We start from the raw sequence: 17,971 nt of genomic DNA, 5'->3' as shown, positions 1-17,971 counted from the left end.
CCACTTCGCCCCGCTGTCGCATGTTTGCCCCTCATCGGCGTATGGCGCCCGGTCGGGATAGGCTGCCTGGCCGGAAGAGGCGCACGTGCTGCGGACGGGTGCCCGGTGGATCGCCGAAGGGATCGAGGGTGGATGGCTCAGGTGCCACGGGCGGCCCGGACCGCGGGCGGAGCGGTGCCGTGCTGGAAGTGGGCCCGCTGTCCGGCCGGCCCGGCATCCGTGCCAGCGGAGAGATCGGCGTGAGTACCCGGTTGTCCTGGGAGAACGCCCTCTCCCAGCTGTCCCGGCGGCACACGGACGTGTCCTACGTGGAGCTGTCCGGCGTGCGGTTCGTCGACGTGGCCGGGGTGGCCGCACTCGCCGTCACGGCTATGAACCTGCCGGTCGGCCGGGTCGTGCTCGAGCGGCCGCCTCCGCAACTGCCCCGCGTCCTGGACCTTTTCTGGCCGTCTCTGCACCGGATCGAGGTCGCGCCACGATGAGCACGGTCACCACCGACGAGACATTCACCCATCCGGCGTTGTTCTACCGCTCGGAGACCGAGTACGCCGGCCGAACGGTGACGTTCGTGCGGGAGGGGCTGGCCGCGGGCGAGCCGGTGGCGGTGGCCGTGCCCGGCCCCAACCTGGAACTGGTCAGGGCGGGACTCGGCGCGGACGCGCGGGACGTCACCTTCCTGGACATGACCGAAGCCGGACGCAACCCGGGGCGCATCATCCCGGGCGTGCTGAGGGCGTTCGCCGACACACACGCGCGGGAACGCGTGCGGATCGTCGGCGAGCCGGTCTGGGCCGGGCGCAGCGCCGCGGAGTACCCGGCGTGCGCCCAGCACGAGGCGTTGATCAACGCGGCGTTCGCGGGCCGTTCCGCCACGATCCTGTGCCCGTACGACGAGACCCGGCTGGACGCGGACGTCCTGGCCGACGCCCTGGTCACCCACCCGACGGTCATCGCCGAAGGGCGTGAGCGGGTGAGCGAGGCGTACGACTGGCGTGCGGTCGTCGCCCGGTACAACGAGCCGCTCGGTCCCGCGCCAGACGCCGACGTCCTCGCCTTCGGGGACGGGGAGCTGCCCGAGGCGCGCCGCTTCGCGGTCGACCGGGCCGCCTCGCTCGGCCTGGCCGGGCGGCGGCTGCAGGACGCCGAACTGGCGGTGTCCGAGCTGACCACCAACAGCGTGCTCCACGGTGGCGGCGACGGAACGCTGGCGGTCTGGGGCGAGGCGGGACAGGTGGTGTGCGAGGTCCGCGACACGGGCCGGCTCACCGATCCGCTCGCCGGCCGCCGCCCCCCGGAGCGCGGGCAGATCGGTGGCCGCGGCCTCCTGCTCGTCCACTACGTCGCCGATCTGGTGCGGGTGCACACGACGGACGAGGGCACCACCGTCCGCTTCTACCTGAGCATCTGAGGCACCGTCCCGGAGCATCGTGCGAACCTGCGTCACTTCGTCAGGTGTATGAGGTCTGACCCGGGGTAGGCGACGAATCGTCGGCCGACAGGGTGACAACGACGACCGATCCACCGGGAGGGCACATCATGACGACGACGACCGCTCAGGACACCGAGTACGCCACCACGGCCATGCCGGAGATCGCGGACCCGTCCAAGGTGGCGCCCAAGGACGCGCGGGAGTTGTCGAAGCTGTTCTTCCAGCAGCTGACGGTGCTGGAGGAGGGCACGCCCGAGTACCAGTACGCGCGCAACACGCTGATCGAGATGAACATGTCCCTGGTCCGCTTCGCGGCCGGCCGGTTCCGCAGCCGCGGGCCGGAGGAGATGGAGGACATCGTCCAGGTCGGCATGATCGGACTGATCAAGGCCATCGACCGGTTCGAACTGACCCGCGAGGTCGAGTTCACCTCCTTCGCGGTGCCGTACATCGTCGGTGAGATCAAGCGGTTCTTCCGGGACACCTCGTGGGCCGTGCACGTGCCCCGGCGTCTTCAGGAGGCCCGCGTCCAGCTGGCCCGGGCCACCGAGGAGCTGCGCAGCCGACTGGGCCGCAACCCCACCACCCAGGAGCTGTCGGAGCTGATGAGCCTCCCGGAGGACGAGGTGGTCGAGGCACGTCTGGCGGCCAACGGCTACAACTCCGCCTCCCTGGACGCGGCCATCAGCGGCAGCGAGGACGGCGAATCGGCCCTCGCGGACTTCATCGGTGCCGACGACGCCGCCCTGGCGCTGGTGGACGACTTCCACGCCCTGGCTCCGATGATCGCCGAGCTGGACGAGCGCGACCGGCAGATCATCCACTGGCGGTTCGTCGAGGAACTCACCCAGAAGGACATCGGCGAGCGTCTCGGTGTCTCGCAGATGCATGTGTCCCGGCTGATCTCGCGCCTGCTGACCCGCCTGCGGGAGGGCATGCTCAGCACCACCTGAGCGGCGGTCCGGCTCAGGCCGCGGTCGTCTTCCTCCGGCGGCCGCGGGCACCGCTGAGCGCGTCGACGAGCTGTTCGCGGCTCATCTTCGACCGGCCGGCGATGTCCTGCTCGGTGGCGCGCTGGTAGAGCTCGGCCTTGCTCAGCTCCCGCAGTTCCTCCCGCGTCGGCGGTGTCCGGCGGGAGGGAGCGTTGGCCTTCTTGCGCGGCGCCGCCGCGGAGGACCGTTTGCCGTCGGCGCCCGCGGACTTGGCCGTCGGCTGCCCGCGGCCGGGACTCGCGGGCCCCGACGCGGTCCGCTTGCGCCCGGGACTCGCCGGCCCGGACGCCGTCTCCTTGTCGTCGGTGCTCCCGGTTTCCGGGGGCGTCCGCTTGCCGCTCCTGCCCTTCGCCTGTTCGAGGCTGCCGCACAGGACCTCCATCAGGTCGACGACGTTGGTGGCCCGGGGTGCCTCGTCGGCGACGGCGACCTCCTCGCCCCCGGCCTTGGCCCGGACCAGTTCGCGGACCTTCTCCTGGTACGTGTCGTGATAGCGGTCGGGCTCCCAGTCGGCGCTGAGGGCGTCGACGAGACGCAGCGCCATGTCCAGCTCCTTGCCGCGGCCCGCCCGGTCCGACGGCAGTTCCGGAAGCTCCTCGACCGGGTCGCGGACCTCGTCGGCCCAGTGGAGTGTCTGGAGCACCAGGACCCGGTCCTCGGCGCGCAGTGCGGTCAGGTACTGGCGGTTGCGCATGACGAAGGTGGCGACGCCTGCCTTGCCGGTCTCGGCGAGGGCGCTGCGCAGCAGCTCGTAGACCCTGAGGTACTCCTTGCCGCGCGGGGCGAGGTAGTAGGTGCGGCCGAAGTAGACGGGCTCGATCCGGTCCAGGTCCACGAAGTCGGTGATCTCGAGGGTGCGGGAGCGCCCGGGCGCGATCTCGTCCAGTTCCCCGGGCTGCACCACGACGTACTCGCCGTCGCCCGCTTCGTAGCCCTTGACGATGTCGCCGGCGTCCACCTCCTCGCCGGTGCGCTCGTTGACCCTCCGGTTGCGGATCCGGTCCGACGTGCCGCGCTGCAACTGGTGGAAGTGGACCGTGTGGTCCTGGGTCGCCGTGAACAGACCGACGGGCACCGAGACCAGCCCGAAGGTGATCACGCCTGTCCAGATCGCCCGTGCCATGGCCGTCCGCTCCCTCCGTCCTGCCGCTCCGCCCTGTCCCGCCGCACTCCCGGGTTCTTCCGCACGCTCAGTCCTGCCGCTCCGCCCAGTCCTGCCACGCTGGCACCCGGCCCGCGGCCGCGCGCGCCAGGCGGGGCACTCGGGTGGGCGGCGGCCGACAGCGCGCGGATCGGCCGCCGCCGTTGTTCCCTGTGAGGTGCGGGACGGCGACCGCGTCTGCGCCTCGGCCGTCTCTCCCCCGTCGAGAAGCCGAACAGAGGGACGTCCCATGAGCTGTCACCTGAAGCCGATCAGCCGCGAGGAGCATCTGCGCTTCGTCACGGCCCGGCCCTCCGTGAGCCACCTGCAGGTCCCCTCCTGGGGTGACGTGAAGCCGGACTGGCGGGCCGAGAGCCTGGGCTGGTTCGACGGGGGCGGTGAGCTGGTGGGGGCCGGGCTGGTGCTGTTGCGGCCGCTGCCGGTGGTGAAGCGGTGTCTGGCCTATCTGCCGGAGGGTCCGGTCATCGACTGGACGGCGGCCGATCTGGAGCGGTGGCTGGAGCCGATGCTCGCGCACCTGAGGGAGCGCGGGGCGTTCACGGTGCGGATGGGGCCGCCGGTGGTGGCACGGCGTTGGAGTACCGACGCGGTCAAGGCGGCGATCGCCGACCCGGGGGCCCACCGGCTGGGGGACGTGGAGGCCACGGTGCGCGAGCCGGGGGCCGAGCACCTCGCCGAGCGGCTGCGCCGGATGGGCTGGCGCCGCGCCGAGCCCGGCGGCGAGGACGGCTTCGCCGCGGGCCAGCCGCGCCACGTGTGCCAGGTACCGCTCGCGGGACGGTCGCCGGAGGAACTCCAGGGGGGCTTCAACCAGCAGTGGCGACGGAACATCAAGAAGGCGGAGAAGGCCGGCGTCAAGGTCGTCCGCGGCGGTCAGGAGGACCTGCCCGCCTTCTACGAGCTGTATGTCGAGACCGCGGAACGGGACCGGTTCGTCCCGCGCCCCCTCGCCTACTTCCAGCGCATGTGGACCGCGTTGACGGCCGAGGACCCGGACCGCATGCGCCTCTACCTCGCCCATCACGACGGGGAGGTGCTCGCCGCGGCCACGATGCTGACGGTCGGCGAACACGTCTGGTACTCCTACGGCGCGTCCACCAGCCGTCGGCGCGAGGTGCAGCCCAACAACGCCCTGCAGTGGCGGATGATGTGCGACGCCCGTGAACTGGGCGCCGCCGTCTACGACTTCCGCGGCATCACCGACACCCTGGACGAGGACAACCACCTGCTGGGGCTGCTCCGGTTCAAGGTCGGGGCGGGCGGAGAGGCCGTCGAGTACCTCGGCGAGTGGGACTACCCGCTGAACAAGGCGCTGCACAAGGCAGTGGCCCTGTACCTGTCGCGGCGCTGAGTCGGCCCGACGACGTCGCCACCCGGGACTTTCCGCGGCGCGCCGGGACCACGTGGAGCGGCGCGGCCACGGCCGTGCCGGTCGGCGGGGACAGGTCGACGCCGACCGGGGCCTGGCGATCGGCCCCGTGCGGAGGGTGCCGACGCTCAGGGCCGGCACCGTCACGCCGCCGGCCAGGGCGAGCGCGCCCGCCGGACTGACGCCCGCGGTGTACCGCGGGGGCCGTCATGCGTCTCGTGCGCGGGGCCCGGCCCGTCGTACCGGTTGCGGCGCGGCACGATGCCGGCGGCGTGGAAGGCCGTGGCGGCGCCGAGGAGGACCGCGGGAGGCGGGAGGGCGTTCTGGCGGGAGGTCGCCCGCGCTTCGCCGTGGTCGTCGGGACGTGAGGGTCAGCCCTTGAAGGCACCGCGTTCGGTGAAGGCCAGCCTGGCGAAGCGTTCGCCGATGAGGCGGTGGGTGGCGGCGTCCGGGTGGAGGTCGTCGGGCAGCGGCAGGTCGGCGGCGTCGGCCGCTCCGTAGAGTTCGCGGCCGTCGAGGTAGTACAGGTTCTCGTCGTCGGCGGCCCGTTGCGCCACGATCCGGGACAGCTCGTCCCGGATGACGTTCAGGGTCAGCTTCCCGCTCGCGCGTTCCGCCGGGTCGCCCGTGGCGACGAACCGCAGTTGCCCCTCGGCGAGGCCGGTGAAGTCGGGGGCGAGGGGCCCGGGGGTGTCCTCGTGCACGGGGCACAGGATGGGCGAGACGACCAGCAGCGGGACTGCCGGGTGGCCCTCACGGATGGTGTCGAGGAATCCGTGGACGGCGGGCCCGAAGGCACGCAGGCGCATGACATCGGCGTTGACGACGTTGATGCCGATCTTGACGCTGATCAGGTCGGCGGGGGTGTCGCGCATGGCCCGTGCGGTGAACGGGTCGAGCAGGGCGCTGCCGGCCAGCCCCAGGTTGATCAGTTCGACGCCGCCGAGCGAGGCGGCGAGCGCGGGCCAGGTGGTGGTGGGGCTCGCGGCGTCGGAGCCGTGGCTGATGGAGCTGCCGTGGTGCAGCCAGATCCTGCGGCCCCGGTCCGGGGCGGGTTCGACGGGGGCGTTGGTGCGCAGGGCGACGAGTTCGGTGGTCTCGTTGTGCGGCAGCCAGATCTCGATGTCCTTGCTGCCCTCGGGCAGGTCCGTGAACCGGAGGGTGCCGACCGGTCCGGGCTCGACGCCCGTCGTGCCGGTGGTCATGTCGATGGTCAGGGTGTTGCCGCCCGCGACACTGCCTTGGCCCGCCGGACGGCCGTCGACGAGCAGGTCGTACACGCCGTCCGGGCGCGGCGGGGCACCGACGTAGAGGCGTTTGGTGGGCAGGGTGTCCAGTTCCAGGGCGGTGGCCCGGGTGCGCAGGGCCAGGCGTACGCCGGAGGGCTGGGACTCGGCCATGGCGAGCTGTCCGCCGCTGTTCTGTGCCCGGGCGCGGGCGGGCAGCCGGTGGGGCAGCAGACCGTGCCCGGTGCGTTCCACGTCGAGGGCGCCCCGCAGAAGGTCCCCGGTGAGAGGCGTGTTGATCCAGTCGTCCGTGGTGCGCATGTCGCCTCCGGCGGTGGTGGTGTGTCTCGCTGCACATGTCTTCCTGCTGCGATTATGCATTTACCTAATCCGATTAGGCAAATGCCCTTGCACGACAGCCGGCGCCGTGGCGACCTCCCATGGCAGGAGTGACAGCATCCAACGGAAAACCGCCACAATCGCCGACTACCGTCCGACCTGCGCTTGAATGGGCCTCCCGGCGGCCCGGGCCAGGGCCGCCGTCCCGCGAGGAGGTATTTTCCGGCCATGCACACCGTCGCCGTTCTCGCGCTGGACCGGGTGATCCCCTTCGACCTGTCCACCCCGATCGAGGTCTTCACCCGCAGCCGGCTCCCCGACGGCCGCCCCGGCTACCAGATCCGCGTGTGCGCCGAGCGCCCAGAGATCGACGCCGGCGCGTTCACGCTGCGCGCGCCCTGGGGACTGGACGGGCTGCGGGACGCGGACACGATCATCGTGCCGGGTACGGCCACCGCCACCGACCCGCCCTCACCCGCCGTCCGCGACGCGCTGCGCACGGCCGCCGGGAGGGGGACCCGGATCGCCTCCATCTGCTCCGGCACCTTCCCGCTGGCCGCGACCGGGCTGCTCGACGGTCTGCGGGCCACCACCCATTGGATCGCCGCCGACGCCCTGGCCGACGCCCACCCGGACATCGAGGTCGACCCGGGCGTCCTGTACGTCGACAACGGGCAGATCCTCACCTCGGCCGGCGCGGCCGCCGGACTGGACCTGTGCCTGCACATGATCCGGCGCGACTACGGCTCGGCGGTCGCCGCACACGCCGCCCGGCTGTCGGTCATGCCCCTCGAACGGGAAGGCGGCCAGGCCCAGTTCGTCGTCCACGACTACCCACCCGTGCCCCGCGGGTCCGCCCTCGAACCCCTGCTCGTGTGGCTTCGGGAGAACCTGGCCCGCGACCTCGCCCTCGCCGACATCGCCGCCCACGCCGGGATGAGCACGCGGACACTGATCCGCCGCTTCCGCGAGCAGACCGGCAGCACCCCGTTGCAGTGGCTCCACCGGGCCCGCGTCCGGCAGGCGCAGCATCTGCTGGAGACGACACAGCACTCCGTGGAACGCGTCGCCGCCCAGGTCGGCTTCGGCTCGCCGACGGCCTTCCGCGACCGCTTCAAGCGCACCACCGGCGTCAGCCCCCACGCCTACCGGCGCACCTTCGGCTGACGACCGCCGCCCCGGCACCGTGCCCCGGGCGGGCACCCCGTCCGGGTCGCGGGGCCGCCTGCCCGACCGTAGACAGGAGGCATGAACGCGGGCAGCGAGGGGACCCCGACCACATGTCGCAGCCTCGTCTGGTCACGTTCGGGCACGGCACCGCGGGCCGCGCGGAGCTGGCCGGACTGCTGCACGGTGCCGGTGTCACCCGCGTGGTCGACGTCAGGACCGCCCCCGGCAGCCGCCGCGACCCCGTCCTGCTGCGGGACCGGCTGGCCGGGTGGATGTCCGAGGAGGGGCTCACCTACCGGTGGGAGCGGCGGCTGGGCGGGTTCCGCAAGCCGGTACCGGACTCGCCCGACGTCGTCTGGCGCAACGCGTCCTTCCGGGCGTACGCCGGACACACCCGCTCGCCGGAGTTCGTCACCGCCATGGACGAGCTGCTGGCACAGGCGGCACTCGGGCGGACCGCGGTCATGTGCAGCGAGGCGGTGTGGTGGCGGTGCCACCGACGCCTCATCGCGGACTTCGCCGTGCTGGCCCGAGACACCCCCGCGGACCACCTCATGCACGACGGCCGGCTGACGGCCCACTCCCCCACCCCGGGCGCCCGGCTGCGGACGGACGGCCTGCTCGTCTACGACGACGAGGAGGCGGCGGCGAAGCCGGCCGCGCCGGGGCGTTCGTAGCGGTCGAGGCCGGGACAGAGGCGGAGGCGGAGGTCCATGCAGCGAGAGGGCGGGCGTCGCCGGGAGCCGGACGGCCAGGACACGGGAGCGGTCGAGCGGGTGCTGGACGAGCTGTACACCACGCCGCCTTCCGGCTTCGTGCTCCTCCGTGAGGAACGCGCCGCGGCCGCCAGAACGGCCGGACGCAAGGAGGACGCCCGTCGTATCCACGCCGCCCGCCGGCCCACGCTCGCGGCCTGGGCGGCGAACCTGCTCACGCGTGGCCGGCCGGAGGAGGCCCAACGGTTCCTGGAGCTCGGGCGGGCACTGCGCGAGGCGCACCGCACCCTGGACGCGGCCGGGCTGCGGGAGCTCTCGGCGCAGCGCCGGCGCATCGTCTCCGCCCTGTCCGGGCAGGCCGCGCGGCTCGCGGGCGAGGCCGGGCACCGGCTCTCCCAGGCGGCCCAGCGGGAGGTCGAGTCGACCCTGCGCGCGGTCCTCGCGGACCCGGACGCCGCCGACCGGTGGGCCGGGGGTCGCCTGGAGGTCTCCCTCACCCCGCCGTCGGCCTTCCCCTCGGGCACCGCCCCGGCCGGACCCGCCGAGGCCGGACCCGAGCCCGCCGAGCCGGCAGCACGCCCGAAGTCGTCCCGCACCGTGTCCGGCGGCCGGGCGAAGGACGAACTCGCCGAGCGGCGCCGCGCACGGCAGGAGGAACTCGCGCGGGCCGAGCGGGAGGCCGGACATGCCGAGCGCCGGCTGCGGGACGCACGCGCGGACCAGGCGGACGCGGAGGAGTCGCTCCGGCGCACCGGCGACGAACTCGCCCGGGCCCGCGAGACGGTGACCGCCGCCGAGGAGCGGCTGCGCGAAGCACGCGAGGACCTCGACCGGGCCGAACGGGGACGGCGGGAGGCCGAGCAGCGCGGCCGTACGGCCGCGGACGCGGTGGCCGGGGCCGAGCGGGAGGCACGGTCGAGCGCGCGTCGGGTGGACCGTCTGGCCACCCGTGTCAGGCGGTACGGCCCGTCCGGTTGAGTACCCGTACTCATGAGATGCCTCGCCCGCCGGGGGACGCTTGCCGTACCAGCCACCCGCGAGGAGCCAACCGTGCATACTGCCGAGCCAGTTCACCGACCGTCGGCCGTCCGTGCCGTCCGCACCGCACGAGCGCGGTCCGTCCGCGGTCTCGTCCTGTCCTGTGTCGCCGCCGCGGCGGTCCTCACCGGCTGTTCCGTGGAGGAGGCCAGCTGCGGCGGTGGCGAGTACCCGGTCATGACGGTCGGTGGCACCGGCAGCGCGTGTGTGCCCAACGGCGAGGAGCCGCCCCGGGGTTACACCCGCTACCCCGAGGGCAAGGTCCCGGAGCACGTCGGTGACGAGTGGGACACCTACTGGCAGACACACACCGTCGACGAGGACGGGAGGATCGTGGAGGTGCCCGAGGGCGGGTGACCATCCTGTTCCCCGCTCTCCGAACACACGCACGGGGTTGCGGCGGCACATACCACGGCGGCGGCCATACGTGGTATACCGGCTCGGCAGCGAACAGGGCAACAACTGGGGCTGTCCGTCAGCCTTCACGGCCGCGAATCGAGGAGAGTCAGCACATGTCCGAGAGCACGATGCAGTCCGCCACCGAACTGGCGTCGCAGTACAGCGTCCAGGTGACCGACGACCTGGAGCGCAACGTCAAGGAGCAGGAACGTGTCAGCGCGGAGATCACGGCCCTCCAGCAGCAACTGGCGGCGTTGCAGCACGACCACGCCCTGCTGGTGAACATGCAGCAGGCACTCGGCATCACCTCGCCGCCGTCCCACCCCGCCACCGCGCCGACGGGCGCCCCGGCGGCCGAGTCGGCCACCGTGCCCGCGCCGCGTGACAGTGCCGCCCCGCAGGAGGCCACGGACAGGCGGACGCGGAGCCGGAAGACCACCACCGCCTCCAAGCGCGCCGCCGCCCCGAAGCCGGGGGCCAGGCCGGCCGCGAAGCCGACGGCCAAGAAGGCCACCGGGTCGTCCACCACGACGGCCACCGGGGCGGGCACGAAGAAGGTCTCGAAGACCGGGGTGAAGGCGGACGCCCCGACGGCCGGCAAGTCGGTCGGCGGGGCCGCCGCCGGCAAGGCCGCGGCGAAGAAGGCGCCCGCCGCCGCCCAGCCCACCCTGGTGGAACTGGTGCGCGACCACCTCGCCGCGCAGAGCGAGCCGCGCTCCGCCGCCGAAGTCGCGACGGCGCTGGGCGAGGCCCATTCCGCACGCTCCGTCAAGACCACGGTCGTGCGCACCACCCTCGAGGGACTCGTCGCCAAGAACCAGGCCCAGCGCACCAAGCAGGGCACCTCGGTCTTCTACACCACCACCACCGACGCCCCCGCGCCCCAGCAGAAGCAGGACTCCGCGGCCGAGGCTCCGTCCGCGCGCAGCGGCGGCTGAGCACGCCGCCACTCCGGGCGTGACGCGGCGCGCGGCCGGGGGGAAACGGGGTGAGTATCGGGGGATGGTCGTTGTACTGCCGGTGCTCTTCGCGCTCCTCGCCGCGTTCAGCAACGCGCTGGCCACCGTGCTCCAACGGCGTGCCGCGCTGAGCGTTCCGCAGTCCCAGGGCTTCCGCCCGGGACTCGTCCTCGACCTGTTGCGGCGACCCGTGTGGCTCGGCGGCATGCTGGCCGTCGTGGTGGCCGGTGTGGGGCAGGCCGTGGCTCTGGCGACGGGGCCGCTGTCACTCGTACAGCCCCTGTTCGTACTGGAACTTCCGCTGGCCCTGCTGCTGGCCTCGCTGCTGACCGGTAACCGGCTGCCGGAGGTCATGTGGCTCGCCGTGGGCGGAGTGGTCGTGGGGCTCGGTATCGCACTGGCCTCGGCCGCTCCGGACGGAGGCGAGGCCGACGTGCCCCTGGACCGCTGGGTGCCGGCGCTGGCGGCCTGTGCCGGGGCGGCCGTGCTGCTGGCCGCGGCGGGACTGAGGCGCCCCGTCGGCAAGGCCCGCGCCGGTTGCCTCGGCGCGGCCACGGCGGTGTGCTACGCGCTGACGGCCGGGCTGATGAAGGACTCCATGCGTGTCCTGGGGGCCGACGGCGTGGTCGGTTTCCTGACCGCCTGGCAGACCTACGGCTTCGCCGTGGCGGGTGTGTGTGCCGTGCTGCTGCTGGAGCACGCCATGCAGGGCGGTCCGCTCGTCGCCTCCCAGCCCGCCCTCACGCTCGGCGACGCGGCGGTGAGCCTCCTGCTCGGCGTGGTCCTGTACCGCGAGGACGTACGCGGCGACTGGTGGGTGGTGCCGCAGTTGCTCGGGGTGGCGCTGATCGTCGTGGGGGTCCTCAACCTGGCCCGGCGCGGCGTGGACCTGCGCACCGGGCAGTGAGCGTCCGGTGCGCCGGGGCGGTTGTCGTGCGCGTACCGGGATCCTCCACTGGAGGGGTCGCCCTGCCCGACGGGACGAGGCTCCGGGGCGGCGACGGCGCTTGCGGGCCGCCACGCGGACCACACCGCGGGGGCAGCCGGCGTCCTGCCGGACGAACCGGGTGGACGCGGTGCCGCGCGGGCCGGGCCCCCGGTGCCCGGCCACTGCTCCGTACGAGTGGTGCGTTCGCGGACGCGGTCGTACGGTCGGTACGGGGAAACGGGAAGCGGAGCCGAGCGACCCCGAGACGGCCGGGAGCAGACATGGGCAGGAACCCGATGAGGGCAGCGGTCACGCTCTGTGCCGCCGCCGCGCTGGCACTACCCCTAAGTACGGCCTTCGCCGCACCGCCGGCGCAGCCCGCGGCGCAGGCCCGGCAGACGCAGGACCCGGTACTGGTCGACTGCTCGGGGCAGCCACAGGTGCGGCCCGGGGCGTACGTGCTCGCCTGCGGGGACGGCAACAGCCGCCTCGTGTCGCTGCACTGGTACCGCTGGGACGCGAACGCCGCGGTGGGCCGGGGCACCAACGCCGTCAACGACTGCGACCCGTACTGCGCCGCGGGTGCCTTCCACTCGTATCCCGTGACCGTCCGGCTCGACCGGCCGCGGGCCGGGGAGCAGAACCCGGGCGAGGTGCACTACACCCGGGTAACCCTCACCTACACCGACGGGAGGCCGGACGGGTCTCCCCGTACGGTGACGTATCCCCTGGCGGGCTGACGGGCCCGGCCGTCAGCCCGGGAGCGCCAGCCGGCAGGTGTCGCCCGGCCGCAGACGCACCTCGCGGCCGGGCAGCCGGACATCGATCGGCAGCGGGCCGGTCGCGGGCACGGCGATCTCCAGCCGGCCGTGCTCCAGCCGGCACCGCACGCCCCAGTGGCCCCGGTAGCGGACGGAGAACCCGTACGACGACAGTTCCGGCAGCGGCACCGGGTCCAGCCACAGGGCGCCCGCTCGGGTCTCCAGGCCGGTCAGACCGCGCTGGACGAGGTCGAGGGTGCCCGCCATGGCGCCGAGGTGGATGCCCTCGCCGGTGGTGCCGCCCTGGAGGTCGGCGACGTCGCCCTTGAGCGCCTCCTGGACGTACGTCCAGGCCTCGGCCCGGCGGGCGCGGGCCAGGATCCAGCCGTGGACGAGTCCGCTGAGGGTGGACCCGTGGCTGGTGCGGGCCAGGTAGTGGTCGACGGTGCGCTGCCAGGTCCGCTCGTCGAGGCGGTACCCCAAGCGTCCGAAGAGGGAGCGGAGTTCGGCCGGGGAGAACAGGTAGCCCAGCATGAGGACGTCGGCCTGTTTGGACGCCCGGTAGTTGTTGACGCTGTCGTCCTCGGCCTCCAGGACACGGTCGAGGCGCCGGATGTCGCCGTACCGCTCGCGATAGCCCGCCCAGTCGAGTTCGGCGAGTTCGCCGTACCCCTCGAACTGGCTGACGACACCCTCGTGGAAGGGGACGTGGAGGGTGCGGGAGACACTGTCCCACTGTTCCAGTTCCGCGTCGTCCAGCGCGGTGCGTTCGACGAGTTCGCGGCGACGGGGTTCGGGCAGCTCGTCGAGGACGTCCAGGGTGCGGGACAGAACCCATGCGGCGGTGACGTTGGTGTAGGCGTTGTCGTCGAGGCCCGGTCGGTCGGCGCCGGGGTAGGCGTCGTGGTACTCGTCGGGGCCGACGACGCCCCGGACGCGGTGCCGGCCCCTCTGCTCGTCCCAGGCGGCGGAGTCGGCCCAGAAGCGCGCGATCTGCAGCAGCATCTCGGCGCCCTTGCTGTGCAGGAATTCGGTGTCGCCGCTGGCCTCGCAGTACTGCCACACGTTGTACGCGATGGCCGAGCCGACGTGGTGCTGGAGGTGCGAGTGGTCGGGGAGCCAGCGGCCCGAGCGCGGGTTCAGGTGCAGCCGCTGGGTCTCCTCGCGGCCGTCGCTGCCGCTCTGCCAGGGGTAGAGCGCCCCGCGCCTGCCGGTCGCGCGGGCCGCTGAGCGGGCCCGCTCCAGGCGGCGGTGCCGGTAGTGGAGCAGGGCGCGGGACACCTCGGGGAAGTGCAGGTTCAGGTACGGCAGGACGAACAGCTCGTCCCAGAAGACGTGGCCGCGGTAGGCCTCCCCGTGCAGTCCGCGCGCGGGTACGCCCACGTCGAGGTCGGCGGTGTGCGGGGAGAGGGTCTGGAGCACGTGGAAGAGGTGCAGGCGCAGGATGCTGCCGGCCTCGCCGGGGACCTCCAGTTCGGCCCGGCGCCACAACTGGCCCCAGGCGGTGCGGTGGGTCACCAGCAGGCCGTCGAATCCGGGGGCTTCGGCCACCCGGTCGACGGCGGCCCGGAGCGGGTCGCTGATCGCCGGGTCGCGTGAGGTGTGCAGGGCGACGACCTTGTCGACGCGGGCGGTGCGGCCCGGCTCGGCGCGCAGGGCGGTGCGCTGGGTGACGCACAGGTGCTCGCGCGCCGCGGTGACCGGTGCGTCGGCGGTGGCGCGGGCGGCCATGCCGATCCGGATGTCCGAGGTGCGGGTGCGGCAGCGCAGCCACACGGTGTCGTCGTCGGAGCTTCCGGTGTGCACGTGCGTGAGGTGGTGGCCGTCGAGGTCCCGGTAGCGCGGCACCCCGGAGTTGGTGACGCCCCCGTCGAGTGCGGCCTCCACCTCCAGGTCGACCGGGCCGCCCTCGACGGTGAACTCCGTGCGCAGGGCCGCGAGGTGGGAATCGGCCATGTGCACCAGGCGCAGCTGGCGCACGGACAGCACGCGTTGCCCGCCGAGCCCGAAGCGGGTGAGCCGTTCCAGGACGCCCGAGTCCAGGTGCACGGTCTGGCGGTGGTCGAGCACCTCGGCGGTGTCCGGCGTGAGCCAGTCCCCTCCGGCCGGCCTGAAGCGCAGCGGCAGCCAGTTGGGGAGGTTGACCATGTCCTCGTTCTCCACCTCGCGCCCGGCGACGGTGGAGGTGAGGCGGTTGTAGCACCCTGCCACGTAGGTGCCCGGGTAGTGCGTGCCGTCCGCCGCGCACTCGGGCAGTGCGCCGCGGGTGGCGAAGTAGCCGTTGCCGAGGGTGCACAGGGACTCGCGCAGCCGCTCCCCGGCGGCGTCGTAGTGGTCGTAGTCCCAGGTCGACGGGGTCGCGGTCACCGCGGCCCCTCCCAGGTCCAGTCGACGACCTCGGGCAGGTCCACGCCGTGTTCACGGATCCAGTCGTGGTGCCGCAGGCGGGCGTCCTCCATCCGCTGCCGTACGGCCGCCGCGCGCACGGCGAGGCCGGGCACCCGGTCGATGACGTCCATGACGAGGCGGTAGCGGTCCATGTCGTTGCCGACCACCATGTCGAACGGTGTGGTGGTGGTCCCGATCTCCTTGTAGCCGCGTACGTGCAGGTGCGCGTGGCCGGTGCGGCGGTAGGCGAGCCGGTGGATCAGCCAGGGATATCCGTGGTACGCGAAGATCACCGGCTTGTCGGCCGTGAACAGGCCGTCGTACTCGAAGTCGCTCATGCCGTGCGGGTGTTCGCCGCTGGGCAGCAGGCGGGCGATGTCCACCACGTTCACCACGCGCACGGCGAGGCCGGGCAGATGGCGGCGCACGAGCTGGGCGGCGGCCAGCACCTCCTGGGTCGGGACGTCGCCCGCGCAGGCGAGCACCACGTCGGGTTCGCGGCTGCCGTCCTCGGTGCCGGCCCAGTCCCAGACGCCGGCGCCGCGCGCGCAGTGCGCCCGGGCCTGGTCCATGGACAGCCAGTCGAAGCAGGGCTGCTTGCCGGCGACGATCACGTTGACGTAGTCGCGGCTGCGCAGGGCGTGGTCGGCCACCGAGAGCAGGGTGTTGGCGTCCGGTGGCAGGTAGACGCGGACGGCCTCGGGGCTCTTGTTGATGATGTGGTCGACGAAGCCGGGATCCTGGTGGGAGAAGCCGTTGTGGTCCTGGCGCCACACATGGGAGGTGAGCAGGTAGTTGAGGGAGGCGATGGGGGCGCGCCAGGGCAGGCGGCGGGTGACGCGCAGCCATTTGACGTGCTGGTTGACCATCGAGTCGACGATGTGGACGAAGGCCTCGTAGCAGGAGAACAGTCCGTGCCGGCCGGTGAGGAGGTAGCCCTCCAGCCAGCCCTGGCAGGTGTGTTCGGACAGGATCTCCATCACGCGGCCGTGCCGGTCCAGGTCCTCGTCGACGGGCAGCGTCCGTTCCTGCCAGGCCTTGCCGCTTGCGGCGTAGACGGCCTGGAGGCGGTTGGAGGCGGTCTCGTCGGGGCCGACGAGCCGGAAGTCGCGCCGGTCGGAGGTGGCCTCCATGACGTCCCGGAGCAGCTCGCCGAGGACCCGGGTGGGCTCGTGCGTGCTCCCGCCGGGACGGTCGACGGGCACGGCGTACTTCTCCAGCGGGGGCATGGGCAGCTCGCGCAGGAGCAGACCGCCGTTGGCGAAGGGGGTGGCGCCCAGGCGGCGCGCGCCGCCTGGGACGGCGGCGAGGACGGCGGGGCGTGGTGCTCCGGCGTCGTCGAACAGTTCCTCGGGCCGATAGGAGCGCAGCCACTGCTCCAGTTGCGCGAGGTGTTCCGGATTGGTCCGTACGGCGGGCAGGGGGACCTGGTGGGCGCGCCAGGTGTTCTCGACGGGCAGTCCGTCCACCTCGGCGGGGCCGGTCCAGCCCTTCGGGGTGCGCAGGACGATCACCGGCCAGCGGGGGCGGCCGGTGGCACCCTCCTCGCGGGCGGCCCGCCGGATCGCGGCGATGCGGTCCAGGGCGGCGTCCATGGCGTGGGCCATGGCGCGGTGGACGGCGGCCGGTTCGTCGCCGGTGACGTGGAGCGGGTCGTGGCCGTAGCCGCGCAGGAGTTCGTCGAGTTCGGACTCGGGGAGGCGGGCGAGCACCGTCGGGTTGGCGATCTTGTATCCGTTGAGGTGCAGGATCGGCAGGACTGCGCCGTCGTGCACCGGGTCGAGGAACTTGTTGGAGTGCCAGGACGTCGCCAGCGGGCCCGTCTCCGCCTCGCCGTCGCCGATCACGCAGGCGACCACCAGGCCGGGGTGGTCGAAGGCGGCACCGTAGGCGTGCGAGAGCGCGTAGCCCAGCTCGCCGCCCTCGTGGATCGAGCCCGGTGTCTCGGGCGCGACGTGGCTCGGTACGCCGCCGGGGAACGAGAACTGTTTGAACAGCCGGGCCATACCGGCCGCGTCCCGGGTGATGTCCGGATAGGTCTCGGTGTACGAGCCCTCCAGCCACGCGTTGGCCAGTACGGCGGGCCCGCCGTGCCCGGGGCCCCATACGCACAGGGCGTCGAGGTCGCGCGCCTTGATCACCCGGTTGAGGTGGGTGTGGACCAGGTTGAGGCCGGGTGAGGTGCCCCAGTGACCGAGCAGGCGCGGCTTGACGTGCTCGGGGCGCAGGGGTTCGGCCAGCAGGGGGTTGGCCATGAGATAGATCTGGCCGACGGAGAGGTAGTTCGCGGCGCGCCAGTGTGCGTCCAGGCCGACGAGCTCGTCGTCGGTGAGCCCGGGGGGCGCCTGCTGCGTGTCGACGGACATCGCTGGTCCTTCCGTGTCGGGACGGCCGATCGGGGCGAGCGGGCACGGGGGTGCCCATGCACATCCCAACCCTGCCCTGGCCGGGCGGGTATCCGAGAGGGCCGTTCGGGTCACTCCGGCTTCCGCGCCGGCCCTGGGGCCGCGGCCGACGCCGGGTGCCGTGGGGCGCCGGCGGGGTTGCGCGGCGGGGCAGCACGGCCGTCACCGGCGCCGACCCCGATGTCGACCGTGCCGGTGCACGTATACCCCGACTTCGGTGCCACACGCGGGCGTTGTACGTCCCGGGCGGCAAGGGTCCAGGGCGGTGGTGCCGTGGATCCACGACAGCGTGACGTCCGGCGCGGGGGCCGGTCTCCTCCTGAGTGGCCGACACCAGCGGCATGGCCGCGGCGTCGGCCCGGCGGCCCCACGCGCCTGCCCGCCGTGAAGCGCCAGGTGCGCACCGACCGGCTGGGCGCCTTCCTGATCGTCGCCGGTGTCTGCGCGCCGCTCATCCGGGTGTCGCCGGCCGGCAACGGGTTCGACCGGGCGTCCTGGCAGACCGGTGCCCTCACGGGCGGCGGCGTACCGCCGCTGGTCGCGGCGGTGTTCGCCGGGGCCCGGACCCCCGGACCGGTCATCCCTCCGCCCCCGGACACGACAGCGGGGCCGCCCCGCCGCCACCGGGCCGGCGGCCCCCCGGGGCGGTGCGGGGGGGGGGCGGGGGGCAGCCGCGGGGCCCCGCGAAAC

Annotated in this window: 15 protein-coding genes and 1 pseudogene; 12 read left to right on the top strand and 4 right to left on the bottom strand. The window is 73.3% G+C overall.

From position 1 onward, the window contains the following. Positions 1 to 128 precede the first annotated feature (128 nt). The 3 genes from ACGFYH_RS11510 to ACGFYH_RS11500 all read left to right on the top strand — a co-directional run bounded on the left by ACGFYH_RS11510 (position 129) and on the right by ACGFYH_RS11500 (position 2,382). Positions 129 to 482: an STAS domain-containing protein gene (locus tag ACGFYH_RS11510; protein WP_393802918.1), complete on the top strand. Its 354-nt coding sequence runs from the start codon at positions 129 to 131 to the stop codon at positions 480 to 482. After that, entirely contained in the window at positions 479 to 1,408 is a 930-nt protein-coding gene (locus ACGFYH_RS11505; RefSeq protein WP_393802917.1) for an anti-sigma factor RsbA family regulatory protein, read from the top strand. The genes ACGFYH_RS11510 and ACGFYH_RS11505 overlap by 4 nt, the downstream gene beginning before the upstream one ends. Positions 1,409 to 1,536: 128 nt before the next feature. Further along, positions 1,537 to 2,382, top strand: a complete 846-nt coding sequence (locus ACGFYH_RS11500; protein ID WP_393802916.1) for an RNA polymerase sigma factor SigF — start codon at positions 1,537 to 1,539, stop codon at positions 2,380 to 2,382. A 13-nt stretch (positions 2,383 to 2,395) separates the two neighbouring features. Here the strand turns inward: ACGFYH_RS11500 and ACGFYH_RS11495 are convergent, their stop codons facing one another. Continuing rightward, positions 2,396 to 3,544 (bottom strand): Ku protein, encoded by a 1,149-nt coding sequence (locus tag ACGFYH_RS11495; protein ID WP_393802915.1) that lies wholly within the window; start codon positions 3,542 to 3,544, stop codon positions 2,396 to 2,398. Positions 3,545 to 3,812: 268 nt separating this feature from the next. On the opposite strand from ACGFYH_RS11495, the gene ACGFYH_RS11490 reads away from it, so the two are divergent. After that, positions 3,813 to 4,934, top strand: a complete 1,122-nt coding sequence (locus ACGFYH_RS11490) for a lipid II:glycine glycyltransferase FemX (protein WP_393802914.1) — start codon at positions 3,813 to 3,815, stop codon at positions 4,932 to 4,934. Positions 4,935 to 5,323: 389 nt separating this feature from the next. Here ACGFYH_RS11490 and ACGFYH_RS11485 read toward each other — a convergent pair whose 3' ends face one another. Continuing rightward, positions 5,324 to 6,499: a GDSL-type esterase/lipase family protein gene (locus tag ACGFYH_RS11485; RefSeq protein WP_393802913.1), complete on the bottom strand. Its 1,176-nt coding sequence runs from the start codon at positions 6,497 to 6,499 to the stop codon at positions 5,324 to 5,326. A 246-nt stretch (positions 6,500 to 6,745) separates the two neighbouring features. Here ACGFYH_RS11485 and ACGFYH_RS11480 point away from each other — a divergent pair, with 246 nt between their 5' ends. From ACGFYH_RS11480 to ACGFYH_RS11450, 7 genes are all read left to right on the top strand, one after another. Continuing rightward, the gene (locus ACGFYH_RS11480; RefSeq protein ID WP_393802912.1) at positions 6,746 to 7,684 is read left to right on the top strand and encodes a GlxA family transcriptional regulator; all 939 of its coding nucleotides are present in this window, start codon (positions 6,746 to 6,748) and stop codon (positions 7,682 to 7,684) included. A 113-nt stretch (positions 7,685 to 7,797) separates the two neighbouring features. After that, positions 7,798 to 8,364: a DUF488 family protein gene (locus tag ACGFYH_RS11475; RefSeq protein ID WP_393802911.1), complete on the top strand. Its 567-nt coding sequence runs from the start codon at positions 7,798 to 7,800 to the stop codon at positions 8,362 to 8,364. Positions 8,365 to 8,400: 36 nt separating this feature from the next. Next, on the top strand, positions 8,401 to 9,381 hold the full coding sequence (locus ACGFYH_RS11470) for a hypothetical protein (RefSeq protein WP_393802910.1): 981 nt from the start codon (positions 8,401 to 8,403) through the stop codon (positions 9,379 to 9,381). A 72-nt stretch (positions 9,382 to 9,453) separates the two neighbouring features. Continuing rightward, complete coding sequence (locus tag ACGFYH_RS11465) at positions 9,454 to 9,798, top strand: SCO0607 family lipoprotein (RefSeq protein ID WP_393802909.1); 345 nt, start codon at positions 9,454 to 9,456, stop codon at positions 9,796 to 9,798. A 155-nt stretch (positions 9,799 to 9,953) separates the two neighbouring features. Beyond that, a complete protein-coding gene (locus tag ACGFYH_RS11460; RefSeq protein ID WP_393802908.1) occupies positions 9,954 to 10,778 on the top strand; it encodes a hypothetical protein in 825 nt (274 codons plus the stop codon). A gap of 64 nt (positions 10,779 to 10,842) precedes the next feature. Further along, positions 10,843 to 11,706: a DMT family transporter gene (locus ACGFYH_RS11455; RefSeq protein WP_393802907.1), complete on the top strand. Its 864-nt coding sequence runs from the start codon at positions 10,843 to 10,845 to the stop codon at positions 11,704 to 11,706. A gap of 302 nt (positions 11,707 to 12,008) precedes the next feature. Next, positions 12,009 to 12,467, top strand: coding sequence for a hypothetical protein (locus ACGFYH_RS11450; protein ID WP_393802906.1), 459 nt, complete (start codon positions 12,009 to 12,011; stop codon positions 12,465 to 12,467). Positions 12,468 to 12,479: 12 nt separating this feature from the next. Here ACGFYH_RS11450 and ACGFYH_RS11445 read toward each other — a convergent pair whose 3' ends face one another. Both ACGFYH_RS11445 and ACGFYH_RS11440 read right to left on the bottom strand, forming a co-directional pair. Next, positions 12,480 to 14,855, bottom strand: a complete 2,376-nt coding sequence (locus ACGFYH_RS11445) for a glycoside hydrolase family 65 protein (protein WP_393802905.1) — start codon at positions 14,853 to 14,855, stop codon at positions 12,480 to 12,482. Then, positions 14,852 to 17,242 (bottom strand): phosphoketolase, encoded by a 2,391-nt coding sequence (locus ACGFYH_RS11440; protein WP_393802904.1) that lies wholly within the window; start codon positions 17,240 to 17,242, stop codon positions 14,852 to 14,854. Before ACGFYH_RS11440 ends, ACGFYH_RS11445 begins: the two co-directional genes overlap by 4 nt. A 411-nt stretch (positions 17,243 to 17,653) precedes the next feature. Here ACGFYH_RS11440 and ACGFYH_RS11435 point away from each other — a divergent pair. Continuing rightward, a pseudogene (locus ACGFYH_RS11435) lies at positions 17,654 to 17,866 on the top strand (MFS transporter); the annotation flags it as partial. Between the last annotated feature and the right edge of the window lie 105 nt (positions 17,867 to 17,971).

The sequence above is a fragment of the Streptomyces sp. NPDC048392 genome (assembly GCF_043200575.1).
Taxonomy (GTDB): Bacteria; Actinomycetota; Actinomycetes; order Streptomycetales; family Streptomycetaceae; genus Streptomyces.
Note: the sequence above shows the minus strand (reverse complement) of the source record. Positions and strands in the feature narration are given on the sequence as shown.